Source organism: Streptomyces sp. NPDC096176, from assembly GCF_044763255.1.
In the GTDB taxonomy this organism is placed as follows: domain Bacteria; phylum Actinomycetota; class Actinomycetes; order Streptomycetales; family Streptomycetaceae; genus Streptomyces.
The window spans coordinates 71,843-87,500 of the sequence record NZ_JBIWFV010000005.1 but is presented as its reverse complement, the minus strand read 5'-3'; the positions used below and the strand labels follow the sequence as shown (position 1 = coordinate 87,500).

Annotated in this window: 13 protein-coding genes and 1 tRNA gene; 6 read left to right on the top strand and 8 right to left on the bottom strand. The window is 70.3% G+C overall.

The genetic code is table 11. From position 1 onward, the window contains the following. Position 1: 1 nt before the first annotated feature. Together ACIQ7Q_RS15150 and ACIQ7Q_RS15145 are read right to left on the bottom strand one after the other, a co-directional pair. The gene (locus ACIQ7Q_RS15150; RefSeq protein WP_403860799.1) at positions 2-796 is read right to left on the bottom strand and encodes a VOC family protein; all 795 of its coding nucleotides are present in this window, start codon (positions 794-796) and stop codon (positions 2-4) included. 165 nt (positions 797-961) lie between these two features. After that, positions 962-1,318 (bottom strand): winged helix-turn-helix transcriptional regulator, encoded by a 357-nt coding sequence (locus ACIQ7Q_RS15145; protein WP_403860796.1) that lies wholly within the window; start codon positions 1,316-1,318, stop codon positions 962-964. Between the two features lie 96 nt (positions 1,319-1,414). On the opposite strand from ACIQ7Q_RS15145, the gene ACIQ7Q_RS15140 reads away from it, so the two are divergent. The 3 genes from ACIQ7Q_RS15140 (at position 1,415) to ACIQ7Q_RS15130 (ending at position 5,739) form a co-directional block, all read left to right on the top strand. After that, positions 1,415-2,296, top strand: a complete 882-nt coding sequence (locus ACIQ7Q_RS15140) for an NAD(P)-dependent oxidoreductase (RefSeq protein ID WP_403860793.1) — start codon at positions 1,415-1,417, stop codon at positions 2,294-2,296. Between the two features lie 517 nt (positions 2,297-2,813). Further along, the gene (locus ACIQ7Q_RS15135; RefSeq protein WP_403860790.1) at positions 2,814-4,193 is read left to right on the top strand and encodes an NAD(P)/FAD-dependent oxidoreductase; all 1,380 of its coding nucleotides are present in this window, start codon (positions 2,814-2,816) and stop codon (positions 4,191-4,193) included. A gap of 256 nt (positions 4,194-4,449) precedes the next feature. Continuing rightward, entirely contained in the window at positions 4,450-5,739 is a 1,290-nt protein-coding gene (locus ACIQ7Q_RS15130; protein ID WP_403860787.1) for a class I SAM-dependent methyltransferase, read from the top strand. Positions 5,740-5,812: 73 nt separating this feature from the next. On the opposite strand, the gene ACIQ7Q_RS15125 is transcribed toward ACIQ7Q_RS15130, so the two are convergent. Both ACIQ7Q_RS15125 and ACIQ7Q_RS15120 read right to left on the bottom strand, forming a co-directional pair. Next, positions 5,813-8,350, bottom strand: a complete 2,538-nt coding sequence (locus ACIQ7Q_RS15125) for an ABC transporter permease (protein WP_403860784.1) — start codon at positions 8,348-8,350, stop codon at positions 5,813-5,815. A 215-nt stretch (positions 8,351-8,565) separates the two neighbouring features. Continuing rightward, positions 8,566-9,336 carry an ABC transporter ATP-binding protein gene (locus ACIQ7Q_RS15120; RefSeq protein ID WP_403860780.1) on the bottom strand — a complete coding sequence of 257 codons (771 nt, stop codon included), beginning with the start codon at positions 9,334-9,336 and terminating at the stop codon, positions 8,566-8,568. Positions 9,337-9,700: 364 nt separating this feature from the next. Here ACIQ7Q_RS15120 and ACIQ7Q_RS15115 point away from each other — a divergent pair. Both ACIQ7Q_RS15115 and ACIQ7Q_RS15110 read left to right on the top strand, forming a co-directional pair. Continuing rightward, positions 9,701-9,782: transfer RNA gene (locus tag ACIQ7Q_RS15115), tRNA-Leu, on the top strand. Between the two features lie 279 nt (positions 9,783-10,061). Beyond that, positions 10,062-10,934 carry a Bax inhibitor-1/YccA family protein gene (locus ACIQ7Q_RS15110; RefSeq protein WP_403860777.1) on the top strand — a complete coding sequence of 291 codons (873 nt, stop codon included), beginning with the start codon at positions 10,062-10,064 and terminating at the stop codon, positions 10,932-10,934. 90 nt (positions 10,935-11,024) lie between these two features. Here ACIQ7Q_RS15110 and ACIQ7Q_RS15105 read toward each other — a convergent pair whose 3' ends face one another. After that, complete coding sequence (locus ACIQ7Q_RS15105; protein ID WP_356637552.1) at positions 11,025-11,255, bottom strand: DUF4287 domain-containing protein; 231 nt, start codon at positions 11,253-11,255, stop codon at positions 11,025-11,027. Between the two features lie 99 nt (positions 11,256-11,354). Here ACIQ7Q_RS15105 and ACIQ7Q_RS15100 point away from each other — a divergent pair, with 99 nt between their 5' ends. Further along, complete coding sequence (locus ACIQ7Q_RS15100; RefSeq protein WP_403860774.1) at positions 11,355-11,681, top strand: hypothetical protein; 327 nt, start codon at positions 11,355-11,357, stop codon at positions 11,679-11,681. Positions 11,682-11,979: 298 nt separating this feature from the next. Here the strand turns inward: ACIQ7Q_RS15100 and ACIQ7Q_RS15095 are convergent, their stop codons facing one another. The 3 genes from ACIQ7Q_RS15095 to ACIQ7Q_RS15085 all read right to left on the bottom strand — a co-directional run bounded on the left by ACIQ7Q_RS15095 (position 11,980) and on the right by ACIQ7Q_RS15085 (position 15,551). After that, positions 11,980-12,828, bottom strand: a complete 849-nt coding sequence (locus ACIQ7Q_RS15095) for a hypothetical protein (RefSeq protein ID WP_403862121.1) — start codon at positions 12,826-12,828, stop codon at positions 11,980-11,982. A 255-nt stretch (positions 12,829-13,083) separates the two neighbouring features. Further along, positions 13,084-14,304 (bottom strand): acetyl-CoA C-acetyltransferase, encoded by a 1,221-nt coding sequence (locus tag ACIQ7Q_RS15090; protein WP_403860771.1) that lies wholly within the window; start codon positions 14,302-14,304, stop codon positions 13,084-13,086. 236 nt (positions 14,305-14,540) lie between these two features. Further along, positions 14,541-15,551, bottom strand: a complete 1,011-nt coding sequence (locus tag ACIQ7Q_RS15085) for an SGNH/GDSL hydrolase family protein (RefSeq protein ID WP_403862118.1) — start codon at positions 15,549-15,551, stop codon at positions 14,541-14,543. Positions 15,552-15,658 lie beyond the last annotated feature (107 nt).

Sequence of the window (15,658 nt, the reverse complement as noted above, 5' to 3'; positions counted from 1 at the left end):
GTCAGGAGCCCTCGGACGGGGTCAGAACGACGAACTCCGCGCCTGCCGGGTCGTTGCACACGGCCAGGCGGCCGATGCCCTCCGCGTCCTCCGGGCCCATCGACACCGAGCCCCCGTTCTCGCGCACGAGGGCGACCGTCGCGTCGCAGTCCGCGGAGCCGAAGACGGGGTGCCAGTACGGCTTGGCGTCCCCGGACGCGAACATGTCCGGTACGGCCATGACACCGCCGAACATCCGCTCCGGCGGTTGGCCCTTGGGCGTCACCATCGTGTACGTGCCCCCGCCGCCCGGGAGCTCCACGTCCTGGCCACTCCAGCCGAAGACGGTGCCGTAGAACGTCTGCGCGTCCGCCGAGTCGGCGGTGTACAACTCGACCCAGCACAGGCTGCCGGGGCCGTCTGCGGCCTCGATGCCCGCGTACGAGCCGGGCTGCCAGAGGGCGAACTGGGCGCCCTGCGAGTCGGTGACCTGGGCGAAGCGCCCCTCCTCCGACACCTCGGAGGGCGCGGAACGGATGGAGCCGCCCGCCTGCTCGACGGCCTTGACGGTGGCGTCGATGTCCGGAGTGTGGAAGTAGATCATCCAGGCCGAGCGGGCGCCTTCCTCGGTGAGCTGCCCGACCGCGCCCACGACTTTGCCGTCGAGGCGGAAGGACTGGTAACTGCTCATCTGCTCGTCGAAGGCCTGGGCCCGCCAGCCGAACACCGCGCCGTAGAAGGCGGCAGCCGCGTCGACGTCCGGGGCGCCGAGGTCGAGCCAGCAGGGGGAGCCGGGCACGAAGTCAGTGGTGATCACGCGATTCCCTTTCTCCGGGACTTCCCCGGTTCCGTCCGGGGTTCTGCAGATCTCTGGGATCCTGCAGATCTCTGGGATCCTGCGTGTTTCAGCCTGGCACCGGGCACGGTCCCTCGCGCGTCGACGCGCGGCCCGTACCGGACCCGGGCGTCGACGTGCTCTTCGCTACGACACGGCCTCGGCGGCCTCCGGCGCACCGGACAGCACATGCTCCTGCCCCCATGCCGCGAGCGGCTCGAGCGCCGCGTTGAGCTTCGCGCCGCGCCGGGTGAGCGAGTATTCGACGCGCGGCGGGACCTCGTCGTACTCCTCGCGGTGCACGATGCCGTCCGCCTCGAGCTCCTTCAGGTGTGAGGCGAGCACCTTCTCCGTCACCCCCGGCAGCAGCCTGCGCAGCTCGCCGAAGCGGCACGCCCGGTCGTCGAGCGCCCAGAGGATCAGCACCTTCCACTTCCCGCCGATCACGTCCATCGCTGCGTCGATTCCGCAGTGGTATGCCCCCGGCCTTCGCGAACGCGCCATCTCACGCCCCTCCTGCCTGCTCACTCACCCCGGGGTAACCACCCACTTCAAAGTGCGTACTTGATGGTCGTGGGGCCTGCGACAAGGCTAAACGGCATGACTGACAACGCCGTCGAAAAGCGTCCACTTTCCGTTCTCGGGCTCGGTGCCATGGGCACCGCCCTGGCCCGCACTTGGCTCGCCGCCGGGCATCCGGTCACCGTCTGGAACCGCACTGCCGCCCGGACCGAGCCGCTCGCGGCCGAGGGCGCGAGCGTCGCCGCCTCTGCCGCGGAGGCCGTCTCCGCGAACGAGCTCGTGGTGCTCTGCCTGCTTGACGACGCCTCCGTCGGAGAGGTCCTCGCCGATGCCGACCTGACCGGTAAGGACCTCGTGAACCTCACCACCGGCAGTCCCGGTGACGCGCGGGGCCGCGCCGCATGGGCGGCCGAGCGCGGGGCGCGTCTGCTGGACGGCGGGATCATGGCGGTCCCGCCCATGATCGGTGCGCCGGACTCCGGGGGCTACGTCCTCTACAGCGGCCCCCGCGACCTCTTCGAGGAGCACCGGGACACCCTGGCTGTGCCGACCGGCGCGACGTACGTGGGTGAGGACCACGGCTTCGCCGCGCTTCACGACGTGGCGCTGCTGAGCGCGATGACGGGGATGTTCGCCGGAATCCACCATGCGTTCGCGCTGATCCGCAAGGAGGACATCGCGCCGAAGGAATTTGCCGCGCTGCTCGCGGACTGGCTCGTCGCCATGGCGCCCATGGTGCACACGACCGGTGACCGGCTGGAGAGCGGTGACTACACCACGGGCGTCGTCTCCAACCTCACCATGATGGTCGCGGGGAACACGACCATGCTGCGCACGGCGGACGAGCAGGGAGTCAGCCCGGAGCTGCTGACCCCCTACATGTCACTGATGGCGCGCCACCTCGAGGAGGGGCACGGCGAAGAGGACGGAACCGGCGTGATCGCACTGCTCACGCGCTGATCGGGGGGTGCCGCCCCACGCCATGGAGGTGCCGCTCCTCACAGATCGAGCCACCGCCGGCATGGGCGGCGGTGATGGCCCTTTCAGGGGGCGCGGAGGCCGCCGCGGGGGGTGTCCCGGGGGCCGGTGGGGCCTCCCCGGGCCTCCCCGGGCCGCTCCGGCGCGGCTCTCGCGCGGCTCCGAAGAGAAAGTTCGTGAAGTTCTTCACAAGGAAAAGGGCCCTGAGGGGTTCTCCGGAGGCCCGAACGCCCCTTCTTGCGCGCTTGCCGGGGTCGGACGAGCACATTCGAAGGCGTTCGGCTGCTGTGGCCCACAGAGCGGAAGGGCCGGTTGGTTCACCCGCCCTTTGGCCCAGCGGGCCAGCTCAGAGCGGTGATCAACGTCCTCGGATACACGGTGGTTCCCCGTTGGCGCCATGACCTCGGTCACGTGGGCGGCGGAGTGTAGCAGAGTGCACCCAGGACCTTGTGAAGGGGCTCACGAGCACCCCCTCCGAGGGGGGTGGATACTCGATGGCATGAGCACCACGGAGCGTCCCAGGATCCTCGTAGTAGGCGGTGGGTACGTAGGCCTGTACGCGGCTCGGCGCATTCTGAAGAAGATGCGCTACGCCGAGGCGACCGTCACGGTCGTCGACCCGCGGTCGTACATGACGTACCAGCCCTTCCTTCCCGAAGCTGCTGCCGGCAGCATCTCGCCTCGGCATGTCGTCGTCCCGCTGCGACGCGTGCTGCCCAAGGCCGAGGTTCTCACCGGCCGGGTCACGACCATCGACCAGGACCGCAAGGTCGCGACGGTCTCGCCGCTCGTCGGCGAGGCGTACGAGCTGCCCTTCGACTACCTGGTGATCGCCCTCGGTGCGATCTCCCGTACCTTCCCGATCCCCGGCCTTGCCGAGCAGGGCATCGGCATGAAGGGCATCGAGGAAGCCATCGGCCTGCGCAACCACGTTCTCGAGCAGCTGGACAAGGCCGACTCGACGACCGACGAGGACGTCCGCCGCAAGGCGCTGACCTTCGTCTTCGTCGGCGGTGGCTTCGCCGGCGCCGAGACCATAGGTGAGGTCGAGGACCTGGCCCGCGACGCGGCGAAGTACTACAGCAACGTCAAGCGCGAGGACATGCGCTTCATCCTCGTCGACGCCGCGGACAAGATCCTTCCCGAGGTCGGCCCCAAGCTGGGCAAGTACGGCAAGGAGCACTTGGAGGCCCGCGGGGTCGAGATCTACCTCTCCACCTCCATGGACTCCTGCGTCGACGGCCACGTCGTGCTGAAGAACGGCCTCGAGGTCGACTCCAACACCATCGTGTGGACCGCCGGCGTGAAGCCGAACCCGGCGCTCGCCCGCTACGGCCTCCCGCTCGGCCCCCGCGGCCACGTGGACTGCACCGAGAAGCTCCAGGTCAAGGGCACCGACTACATCTGGGCCGCGGGCGACAACGCCCAGGTCCCGGACATGGCCGCCCGCAAGGCCGGCGTGGAGAACGCCTGGTGCCCGCCGAACGCCCAGCACGCGCTGCGTCAGGCGAAGATCCTCGGTGACAACGTCATCTCCGGTATGCGCGGCTTCCCGCAGAAGGACTACGAGCACGCGAACAAGGGTGCGGTCGCCGGTCTCGGCCTGCACAAGGGCGTCGCGATGATCGTCATGGGCAAGATGAAGATCAAGCTCAAGGGCCGGCTGGCCTGGTACATGCACCGTACGTACCACGGCATGGCCATGCCGACCTGGAACCGCAAGATCCGCGTGTTCGCCGACTGGACGCTGGCGATGTTCCTCAAGCGCGAGGTCGTCTCCCTCGGCGCGATGGAGTCGCCGCGCGAGGAGTTCTACGAGGCTGCCAAGCCGGCTCCGGTCGTCGCCAAGCCGGAGGCCGAGAAGGCCAAGGCCTCCTAGCAGCACCGGTACCCCTCCGAAGGGGCCGTCCGCCATCCGTGGTGCGGACGGCCCCTTCGGCGTTCCCGCGTCCCGCAGCTGCCCCGCCGGGCCGACGGCTGCCTCCGACCAGGTGTCATCTCCGGCCAACCTGCCTGCGCGTTGCGTGTTCCGGGGAAGCACTGACGGTGGTCGCATGTTGAGGGAAGTACACCGGGCACCCCGTCGCCGGGGCCGCCGGGCGTTCGTGGGAACCACCGTCACGGAGGTGTGCGCCATGGCCGATGCCGCGTTGCGGCTGACCACTCTTGCCGAGGAACTGCTGGGAGACCCGCTCCCCCTACGCATCCGCGCCTGGGACGGCAGCGAATCCGGGCCACCGGGCGCGCCCACCCTCGTCGTACGCCACCGGCGCGCCCTGCGACGCCTGTTGTGGCGGCCGGGCGAGCTGGGGCTCGCGCGGGCCTGGGTCGCCGGGGAGATCGACATCGACGGCGATCTGTACGAGGCCCTGAACGTGCTCGCCGGCCTGGTCTGGGAGCGCGGCCCCGACCAGAAGACCGCTGTCCACCCCGCGCTCGACCCGCGGCTGCGAGCCGCCGCCCGCGGACTGCTGAAGCTCGGACGGCCACTGCCGCCGCCGCCCCCGCCCGTGGAGGAGCTGCGGCGCCGCACCGGCCCGCTGCACACCAGGCGGCGCGACAAGGAGGCCATCAGCCACCACTACGACGTCGGCAACAACTTCTACGAGCTGGTGCTCGGGCCGTCCATGGTCTACTCGTGCGCCTACTGGGACGAGGCGGGCACCCTCGAGGACGCGCAGCGCGACAAGCTCGACCTGATCTGCCGCAAGCTCGAGCTGAAGGAGGGCGACCGGCTCCTCGACGTCGGCTGCGGCTGGGGCTCCATGGCCATCCACGCCGCCCGTGAGTACGGCGCCCAGGTCACCGGCGTGACCCTCTCCCGCGAGCAGGCCGCGTACGCCCGCAAGCGCATCGCGGACGAGGGCCTCACCGACCGGATCGAGATCCGCGTCCAGGACTACCGGGACGTCAAGGACGGGCCGTACGACGCCATTTCGTCCATCGGCATGGCCGAGCACGTCGGGCGGGTCCGCTACCGCGAGTACGCCGACCAGCTGTTCTCCCTCCTGCGGCCCGGCGGCCGGCTGCTCAACCACCAGATCGCCCGCCGACCGGAGAAGGACGAAGCCGCCTATCGCGTCGACGAGTTCATCGACCGGTACGTCTTCCCCGACGGCGAACTGGCACCCGTCGGGCGTACCGTCGCGACCCTGGAGCAGGCGGGCTTCGAAGTCCGTGACGTCCACGCCATCCGCGAGCACTACGCCCGCACCCTGCGCGCATGGGTCGACAACCTCGAGAGAGCGTGGCCGCAGGCCGCGCGGTCGGCATCGGTCGGCCGTGCCCGGGTGTGGCGGCTCTACATGGCGGCGTCGGCCCTCTCGTTCGAGCGCAACAGGATCGGTGTCAACCAGATCCTCGCGGTGAAGACCCCGCAGAGCGGCAACTCAGGAATGCCGCTGCGCAGCCGCGACTGGCGCTGAGGGACGGGACGACAAAAAGGCCCCGTGGCCGTGTGCACAGCACACGGCCACGGGGCCTTCCTTCGAGGAGCCGCTACTCCGTCTTGATCGCCGTCAGCATGTTGAGCTTCGCCGCGCTCCGCGCCGGCCACATCGCGGCCAGCACACCGACGACACCGGCCAGCAGCAGGAAGATCCCGATCCGGTCCCACGGCATGACGAGCACATAGCCGGGGATCTCCTTGCGGATCGTCTCGCCGATCGCCCAGGCGAGGAACGAACCGAGCCCGATGCCGACCACCGCGCCGAAGACCGAGATCACCACGGCCTCCAGACGGATCATCCGCTTCACCTTGCCGCGGTCCAGTCCGATCGCCCGGAGCATGCCGATCTCCTGCTGACGCTCGAAGACGGACATCGCCAGGGTGTTGATGACGCCGAGCACCGCGATGATCAGGGCCATCGCCAGCAGCCCGTACATGATGTTCAGTGCGGTGTTGATGAAGCCGCCGAACATGTTCCGGATGTCCTGCTGGTCCATGACGCTCATCGCCGGGTTGTCGCCCAGCGCGTCGATCAGCGCCTGCTCGTTCGCCTCGGTCGCGCCGCCGTCCATCGTCACCCAGACCTCGGGGATGTACGGCTTCGGCTCGAACGGGGCGACGACGTCGGTGGCGACCAGGATCGGGGAGAGGAACTCGTTGCCCTTGTAGACAGCGCCGACCGTCAGGTTCTTGGTCTTCTTCTTGCCCTCTTCGCCGAACTCGGCGGGCAGGGTGTCACCCGTCTTCCAGCCGTTCGACTTGGCGGTCTTGTCGTCGACGGCGATCTGTCCCTTGCCGAGCGTGGCGAGCGAGCCGGAGACCGTCTTCAGATCGAAGACCTGCTCCACGTCGCCCGGGGCGACCGCGGACGCCGAGTGCCACTCCCCCTTGATCTCCATCGAGGAGGCCTGCTGCGGGGAGACGGCGCTGATGCCCTCCGCCTTCTCGATCGCGTCGAGCGCCGACTTGTCCAGCGCGCCGCCGCCGGCCATCGAGACCATGTAGTCGGCCCGGATGTTGTCCGTGGTCATCTGGTCCACGGCCCGGCCCATCGTGGCGCCGAGTACCGAGATCCCGGTGACCAGGGTGAGCCCGATCGCCAGCGCGGAGGCAGTGGCCCCCGTACGGCGCGGATTGCGCACCGCGTTCTGTCCGGCGAGCTTGCCCGCCACCCCGAAGACGCCCTGCAGCAGCGGCCGCACCAAGGCGATCACCGGGCGGGACAGCAGCGGAATCAGGACGATGATGCCGACCAGCGCCAGGAACGCGCCGCCACCGATGATCATCCGGCCGTCCGAGCCCGCCGCCGCACCGGCGACGATCGTGGCCGCGCCGAGCAGCGTGATCACGCCGCCGATGGTGTTCCGCAGCACCAGCGACTTGGTGGTGGCCACCGCGTGCACGCTGCTCATCGCCGCCACCGGCGCGATCTTCGCGGCCCGGCGGGCGGGCAGCCATGCGGCCAGCACCGTGATGAACACACCGACGCCCAGGGCCGCGGCGACCGCCGTGGGGGAGACGACCAGCGGTCCCGCCGGCACCTTCGCGCCGAAGGTGCTCATCGCCGATCGCAGACCCGTGGCGAGACCGAGGCCCAGCAGGAAACCGACCACCGACGCGACCGCCCCGACGACCAGCGCCTCGAGGATCACGGAGCGCTTGACCTGCCGGCGGGACGCGCCGACGGCACGCATCAGCGCCAGCTCCCTGGTGCGCTGGGCGACCAGCATGGTGAAGGTGTTGGCGATCAGGAAGACGCCGACGAAGAGGGCGATGGCCGCGAACGCGAGCAGCATCGTGTTCATGTTCGACAGACCGCTCTCGATCTGCCGGGCCTGCTCGTCCGCCAGTTCCTTCCCGGTCTGCGCCTCGGAGTCCTTGGGGAGCAGCGGTTCCATCGCGGCGAGGATCTTGCTGTCGGAGGCGCCGGTCTCGGCGGCGACCGTGACGTCCTTGAAGTATCCGGGCTGCAGATACAGCTTCTGGGCGATCGCGGTGTCGAAGAGGACCAGGCTGCCGCCCGCGTTGACCGCGCCGTCCTCGGTGGTGAAGACACCGGCGAGGGTGTACTCCTTCACCGGGCCGTTGGTGGCCACCCGCACGGTGTCGCCGACCTTGTACGCGCCCTTGGCGGCGGAGTCCTTGTCGAGGGCGATCTCGTCGTCGGCCCGCGGCCCCGAGCCGTCGGTGAACGTGTACGCCACGTCCTTGCCGTCCTTGCCGGGGGCGAAGTTGGCACCGGTGTTGGACCAGCCGTTGCCGATCAGCCTGCCGTCCTGGTCGGCGACGCCGGCGAAGCCGGATACCCGGCCGGTGGCGCCGGCGACGCCGTCGACGGCCCGGATCTTCTCCAGGGTCTTCTCGTCGATGCCGGCGTCCTTCGCGCCGTCGGCGGGGCCGGCGTAGGTCGTCACGGCTACCGCGACGTTGTCGTAGCTCTTGGCCGACTGCTTGCGGTAGGCGTTGCCGAGGGTGTCGGTGAAGACCAGCGTGCCGGAGACGAAGGCCACGCCGAGCATCACGGCGAGGACGGTCATCAGCAGCCTGGCCTTGTGCGCGAGCACATTGCGCAGGGCGGTACGGAACATGTGGGTGTCCTGGGAGTGGGCGCCGGGCGCCGGGGCCGAGCCGTGCGGGCTCGGCCGGGGCCGGGCGGTACAGGGAAGGTCTGAGGGGGCGGCGCGGCGCCGGCGCACGCGGTCGCACGTGGCGCCGGGCGGGGCCACGGGCGGGACCGAGGCTGCCTGCGGGCGGCGCTCGGGGGCTTCGAACCTGGGACGGGCGGGGCGGCGGCCCCGGGGCGTCAGCTCGTACGGCCCTTGGCGTCGAAGGCCTTCATACGGTCGAGGACGCCGTCCGCGGTGGGGTCCAGCATCTCGTCGACGATCGCGCCGTCCGCGAGGAAGACGACCCGGTCCGCGTAGGAGGCGGCGACCGGGTCGTGCGTCACCATGACCACGGTCTGGCCGAGCTCGCGCACCGAGTTGCGCAGGAAGCCGAGCACCTCGGCGCCGGAGCGGGAGTCCAGGTTTCCGGTCGGTTCGTCACCGAAGATGATCTCCGGCCGGGAGGCGAGGGCACGGGCGACGGCCACGCGCTGCTGCTGGCCGCCGGAGAGTTGGGTGGGCCGGTGTCCGAGCCGGTCGCGCAGCCCCACCATGTCGATGACCCGCTGCAGCCACTCCTTGTCGGGCTTGCGGCCGGCGATGTCCATGGGGAGGGTGATGTTCTCCAGGGCGGTCAGGGTCGGCAGCAGGTTGAAGGCCTGGAAGATGAAACCGATCTTGTCGCGGCGCAGCTGCGTCAGCTGCTTGTCCTTGAGGCTGCCGAGTTCCGTGTCGCCGATGCGCACGGAGCCGGAGCTGAAGGTGTCCAGGCCGGCGACGCAGTGCATCAGCGTCGACTTGCCGGAGCCGGACGGGCCCATGATCGCGGTGAACTCGGCCTGCCGGAAGTCGACGCTCACGTGGTTCAGCGCGACCACCTGGGTCTCGCCCTGTCCGTACACCTTGGACAGGTCCGTGGCGCGGGCCGCCACTGCGGTGGCGCGGTGAGCGATGGAGGTGGTGGTCACGAGAAGAGCTCCTGTCGGAAGTGCTGTGGGCGACTCTCCTATCCTGTCCGCGTCAAGGCCGCGGATCGTCAGTCCCGATGCCCGTTCCTGTGGCCCTCTTGGGTCGGACCGGCCGCCACGTCCCTCCTCCTTTGGGATGACGGTGCCCCGACGTCGGCATGGGGGACCGGAGGGCGCTTTTCCGTCATTCCCTGGTCTCCCCGGCGGGGGCCGCAGGCGGTAGCAGGCGGGCACGAATACTCCCCTACCTGGTCTGACACTCCCTCAGGCGCCAATAAAATAAGACAAGATCGGGCCATCGTCCCCGATGGCGAGGCGATCAGCACCGATAGGCTCAGGTGCCAACGCGGAGCCGTCGCGCCTCGCCCGGGTGGTGGAATGCAGACACGGCGAGCTTAAACCTCGCTGCCCCTCGGGGCGTGCCGGTTCAAGTCCGGCTCCGGGCACATTCGCCCAGCCGCCCCAGGCCGGTGCCGGCCGGGCGACCGCAGCCGCCGAGAGCCCTGCCGCCCGACGGCGGCGGGCACTCGGCCCGGTGCGTGAAGGCTGAAGAACACACGATCGGCACCGGAGTCCGCTGCGGCGCCGGGAGGCTCCGGCCGCAGCTCACGGGCAGGCCCCGTGCAACGATCTCGGAAAGATCCTCCCCGAGCACTAGGGCGATTCCTTTGCCCCCGCATTACTCTTGACTTCTAGGCCGCGCACGGTGGCCAAGGAGGAGTGAGATGAGGAGCAGCAACCCGGTCTTCTCGCGACGGGGGTTCAGCCGCGACAACGGCTACGCGGGCTTCAACGCGCAGCAGCCGCAGGCCGGGGGCCCCGCTGTCGCGACGAACCCGTACGCACAGGGCACAGGCAACCCGTACGCCACCAACCCGTACGCTCCGGCGGACACCCAGCACGGCGCGCCCGCGCAGGTCCGCACGGACGTCATGACGATGGACGACGTCGTCACGCGTACCGGCATGACGCTGGGCACGGTCGTCCTCGGTGCCGTCCTCGCCTGGGCGGTCCTGCCGGTTTCGCCCACCAGCTATGGGATCGCCATCGGCTCGGCCCTCGTGGCCTTCGTCCTCGCGATCGTCCAGTCCTTCAAGCGCAAGCCGTCGCCCGCGCTGATCCTGAGCTACGCGGCCTTCGAGGGCATCTTCCTCGGCGTGATCAGCGAGATGTTCAACAGCCGCTGGGACGGCGCGCCCTTCCAGGCGGTGCTCGGCACCATGGCCGTCACCGGCGCCATGCTGTTCGTGTACAAGCAGCGCTGGATCCGGGTCACCGCGCGGTATGCCCGCATCGGCATGACCATCGCCATCGCCTTCATCGCCGTGATGGCGGTGAACCTGCTTCTCGTGGTCTTCGGCGTCGCCGACGACGGCGGGCTGCGCAGCTTCGGGCCGATCGGCGCGATCGTCGGCATCCTGGCCATCCTGATCGGCTGCTTCTTCCTCACTCTCAACTTCAAGGAGGTCGAGGACGGCATCGCCTACGGCGCGCCCCGTCAGGAGTCGTGGCTGGCGGCCTTCGGCCTCACGGTGACGCTGGTGTGGATCTACCTGGAGATGCTGCGTCTGGTGGCGATCTTCAGCGGCGACGACTAGTCGGCCGCGGCCGGACGGACCGACCGGCCGCACGAAGGGCCCGCAGGCAATGCCTGCGGGCCCTTCCGTCGTGTGCGGCACCTGAGGTGTCTAGAGAAGCTTGCGCGCGGCGCGCCTCAGGTCGTACTCGTGGATGATCGCTTTCGCATGGCCGTACGCGAGGTTGTGTTCGCCGCGGAGCCAGCTGACCTTCTCCTCGAAGCGGAAGAGAGACGGCCCTTCGTCGACGGTGCGGAGCCAGTCGGAGATCTCACGACCGGTGCACTCGGGGATTCGGGAGAGCAGATTTCGGTGGGTCTCTTCGGAGAAGACTTGGGACATCGGCGCCTCCGGACGCATTGCACGTTGTGCTCTTCACGCCACCGTGCCTGAGCGTGCGCGTATTGGCAACAGTCCCGGGAGGGCGCGTAGGGTCGCGGCGTGCTTGATACGACCGAACTGACCGCCGCGGCGGACCGCTTCGCGGACCGTCTGCGGGCCGCGCCGCAGAGCCGACTGCAGCAGGGGGCCGCGGCGGAGGGACTGGCTCTGGCCAGGGAACTGGCGGCCATGGAGCAGCAGATCGAGGAGCCGGCGGGCGAGCCGAGGATCATGCCGGACGCGGGGGTGTTCGCGGTCGCGGACCAACTGATGGTGGCGGCGCACGATTTGGCCGAAGCGCTTCGGTCGGCCGTGCCGGCGCGCTCGCGCGAACTCGACGAGGCGGTGGCGCTGGTCCGAGCGGCGAGCGTGCGGTCGGGCCTCTAGTGCCGTGACCGGCAATGCCCGTAAAGGAGCGTCGCCCGGTGCCGGGAGCACCTCCCGTGCCCGGAGGGCCACGGGGGGAGATCGCAAGGCGGCCGGACGTCTCTGCAACGGGGCTACCAGGGCTTTGGCCAACGCTGGGGGTACCTCCCGTGCCCGGAGGGGCACGGGGAGAGCGTGCGTGCTGGGCGGCGTGACAGGGCAGAGCTTGCCGGGAGGGGGCAGGAGATCCGAACCGAACTTGCGCCGCGCCCGGAGCGCGGGGCGTCCGGGTCGGCGGGGGTCGCTGGGGCGCTTGGGCTCAGTGGGAGGCGATCACGCGGTCCGCGAGGATGTACACGCTCTCGTCGCCGCAGGAAAACGTCAGGGCGTACGCACCGGACACCCCGGATCCGCCCAGCAGCACCGGCGCGTTGCCTGCGCGCAGCGCGTCCGCGAGGCGCTCGGCGGTCTCCCGGTGGCCGGGGGTCATGCAGAGTGTGGTGCCGTCGGTGAAGACGTAGACGTCCAGCGTGCCCAGCGGGCCGGGGCGTACGTCCGCCAGCTCGGTGGCGGCGTCGGCCAGCTCCTCGAGCTTGGCCACCGTGCGCTCATGGTCGGTGACGACCGGAGTCTGGACCGGCACGAAGTCGGGGTGCGAGGGGTGGCGGCGGCGGGCCGCTGCCAGCTCGGGTGAGTCCTCGGCGAACTCGGTCACCTCGGGCAGGTCCGCCATGTCGTCGAGACCCTCCATCGCTTCCAGGTCCATGGACTCCAGGCCCACGAAGTCGGCCTGGCGCGGAACGTAGAACGGCGGGATCTCCTCGCCGACGCCGGACAGCCCGCCCAGCACCGAACCGGAGCCGTCGCCGGAGTAGCGGGCGGAGGCGTCGGCCGCGTCGCGGGCTTCCTGCGCGGCCCAGAAGGCACGCGCCTCGGCCAGTTCCCGCTCGCGCTCCTCCGCGAGCGCCTCGGCGACGGCCGCGCGTATCTCGGCGGCGTCACCGGTGCGGGCGTGGGGCACGGACGCGGTACGGGCGGCGAGCCCGGACGCCGCGGCGAGCTCGCTGCGCAGGGCCGTGACCTGCTTACGGAGCCCGTGGGCGGCGTGCAGGGCAGCGGCGCCCACGGCCGTGGCGGCGGCCGTGGTCAGCAGCAGGGCAAGAGACATGGCGCTCACTGACTTACTCCCGGTTTCAATCGGATCCCCCGACTTCTACATCAGCTTGCGATGAACCCGCGCGTCCTGTCAGTGCATTACGTCACGAAATGGACAGGACTTTGAGCCTCATGTTCAGCAGTGGAGCTGCTGTGACCTGCAGAAAGGCTTCTCCCCCAGGACATAGGTCACATCCTGGGGGAGATTCAGTCACGAACTGAGATCCGAGGCAGGCTCAAACGCCTGCGTCGGCCGGACCGGCTCGGTTCAGCTCAGCCGCTCGATCACCATCGCCATGCCCTGGCCGCCGCCCACGCACATGGTCTCGAGACCGAACTGCTTGTCGTGGAACTGGAGGCTGTTGATCAGCGTGCCGGTGATGCGCGCGCCCGTCATTCCGAAGGGGTGGCCGACCGCGATCGCGCCGCCGTTGACGTTGACCTTCTCCAGGTCGAAGCCGAGGTCGCGGTAGGACGGGACGACCTGCGCGGCGAAGGCCTCGTTGATCTCGACGAGGTCGATGTCGGACGTGGTCAGGCCGGCCCGCGTGAGCGCCTGCTTGGAAGCCTCGACCGGGCCGAGACCCATGATCTCGGGGGACAGGCCGGAGACACCGGTGGAGACGATCCGGGCCAATGGGGTCAGGCCGAGCTCGCGGGCCTTGGTGTCGCTCATGATCACGAGCGCGGCGGCACCGTCGTTGAGCGGGCAACAGTTGCCGGCCGTGACCAGTCCGTCGGGGCGGAACACCGGCTTCAGGCCCTGCACGCCCTCAAGGGTCACACCGGCGCGCGGACCGTCGTCCGTGCTGACGACCGTGCCGTCCGGGGTGGTGACCGGAGTGATCTCGCGCGCCCAGAAGCCGTTCTTGATGGCCTCCTCCGCGAGGTTCTGCGAACGCACGCCGAACTCGTCCATGTCCTGGCGGGTGACGCCCTTGAGGCGGGCGAGGTTCTCCGCGGTCTGGCCCATCGCGATGTACGCGTCCGGAACCAGGCCGTCCTCGCGCGGGTCGTGCCAAGTGGAGCCCTCGGACTCGGCGACGGCGGCGGTGCGGGCCTCCGCCTCGGCGAAGAAGGGGTTGTGCGTGTCCGGCAGGCTGTCGGAGTTGCCCTTCACGAAGCGGGACACCATCTCGACGCCCGCCGAGATGAAGACGTCGCCCTCGCCGGCCTTGATGGCGTGCATGGCCATGCGGGAGGTCTGCAGCGACGAGGAGCAGTAGCGGGTGACGGTACAGCCGGGGAGGTGGTCCATCCCCATCTGGACGGCCACGATGCGGCCCAGGTTGTTGCCCTGCTCGCCGCCGGGGAGGCCGCAGCCGAGCATCAGGTCGTCGATGTCACGCGGGTCGAGCTCGGGCACCTTGGCGAGCGCGGCCTTGATGATCTCGGCGGTCAGGTCGTCGGGGCGGACGTCCTTGAGCGAGCCCTTGAAGGCCCGGCCGATCGGGGAACGGGCGGCAGAGACGATCACGGCTTCGGGCATCACGGCTCCATGAGGGGAAGACGGAAGGGCTGCTTGGGAAGTTACCGGTACGTACCGCGTGGGTCACTGTGCGGATGGTGTGATGCGGGCCTCTTTTCTAAGCGGGCGCTTGCTTATGACCCTCCGGGAAGGGCTCTTCCCCGCCCCGGCCCTGCCCGAAACCGGCTACCGCCCGTGCCCGCACGCGCTCGGCGGGACCCGGGCCGGGGGCGGAGCCCCCGGGCCGGGCCCTCGCCTCAGCCGCTCCCCGCGCGCCCCTTCGCGGGCTCGCTGTCCGGGACGGACGGAGGCGTGGCCTCTGGTGCCGGGAGGCGCCGGCGCCGCCGGTGCTTGAGGAGCGCCCAGGGGGCGCGAGCGCCCGTGACCTCCGTACCGGCCTCCGACGCGGCCGTGGCCGCCGCCCGTGCGACCGGCAGCATGTCCTCGTCCCGGTCCGCGTCCAGCGTGTCGCTCTCCGGCCACAGGCCCAGCACCGCGCACAGCGTCGGCAGCATGGCCATCACCGCCGTCGCGTAGCCCTCCGCCGACGGGTGGTAGTTGTCCACCCCGAACATCTCGCGCGGGTTCGCCGCGAACTCGGGGCCGAGCAGGTCGCCGAGCGAGACCGTACGACCGCCCTGTTCCACCGCCACGATCGTCTGAGCCGCCGCGAGCTGACGGCTCACCCGGCGCGCCAGCCAGCGCAGCGGTTGGTAGACCGGCTCGATGGTCCCGAGGTCCGGGCACGTGCCGACGACCACCTCGGCTCCCGCGGTGCGCAGCCTGCGCACCGCGGAGGCGAGGTAGCGCACGGACTGGGTGGGCGGCATCCGGTGGGTGACGTCGTTCGCGCCGATCATGATCACGCAGACGTCCGGTGTACGCGTACGGTCGGCGAGCAGCTGCGTCACCTGGCGCTCCAGGTCGTCCGACTGCGCCCCCGGGAGTGCGACATTGCGGACCTCGACCGGCCGCTCCGCCACGGCGGCCAGGCCGGAGGCCAGCAGAGCTCCCGGCGTCTGGCCCGCCCGGCGCACGCCTTGGCCGGCCGCGGTGGAGTCGCCCAGGACGCCGAGGTGCAGGGGGTTGTCACGGCCGAAGGCGAGCCCGTACAGCCCGTCGCCCCGTGGCGGGATGGGGGCCCTGCCCCCGCCGACGGTGCGTTTGGCCAGTTGGACCTCCGCCAGGACCAGACCGACCGCCGCCGCTCCCAGCAGCCCGATACTGCCTCCGCCGTACGCCGCGCCTGCCGCGATACGCCGCGCCACCCTCGCCCTCGACACAGTCCGAGCCACCTCCTCGCAGCCCGCGGGGCCGCAGCCGCCGCGGCCGCAGCCCTCGCAGGCCTTGTTGCCGTACATGACCTAACTGCCCC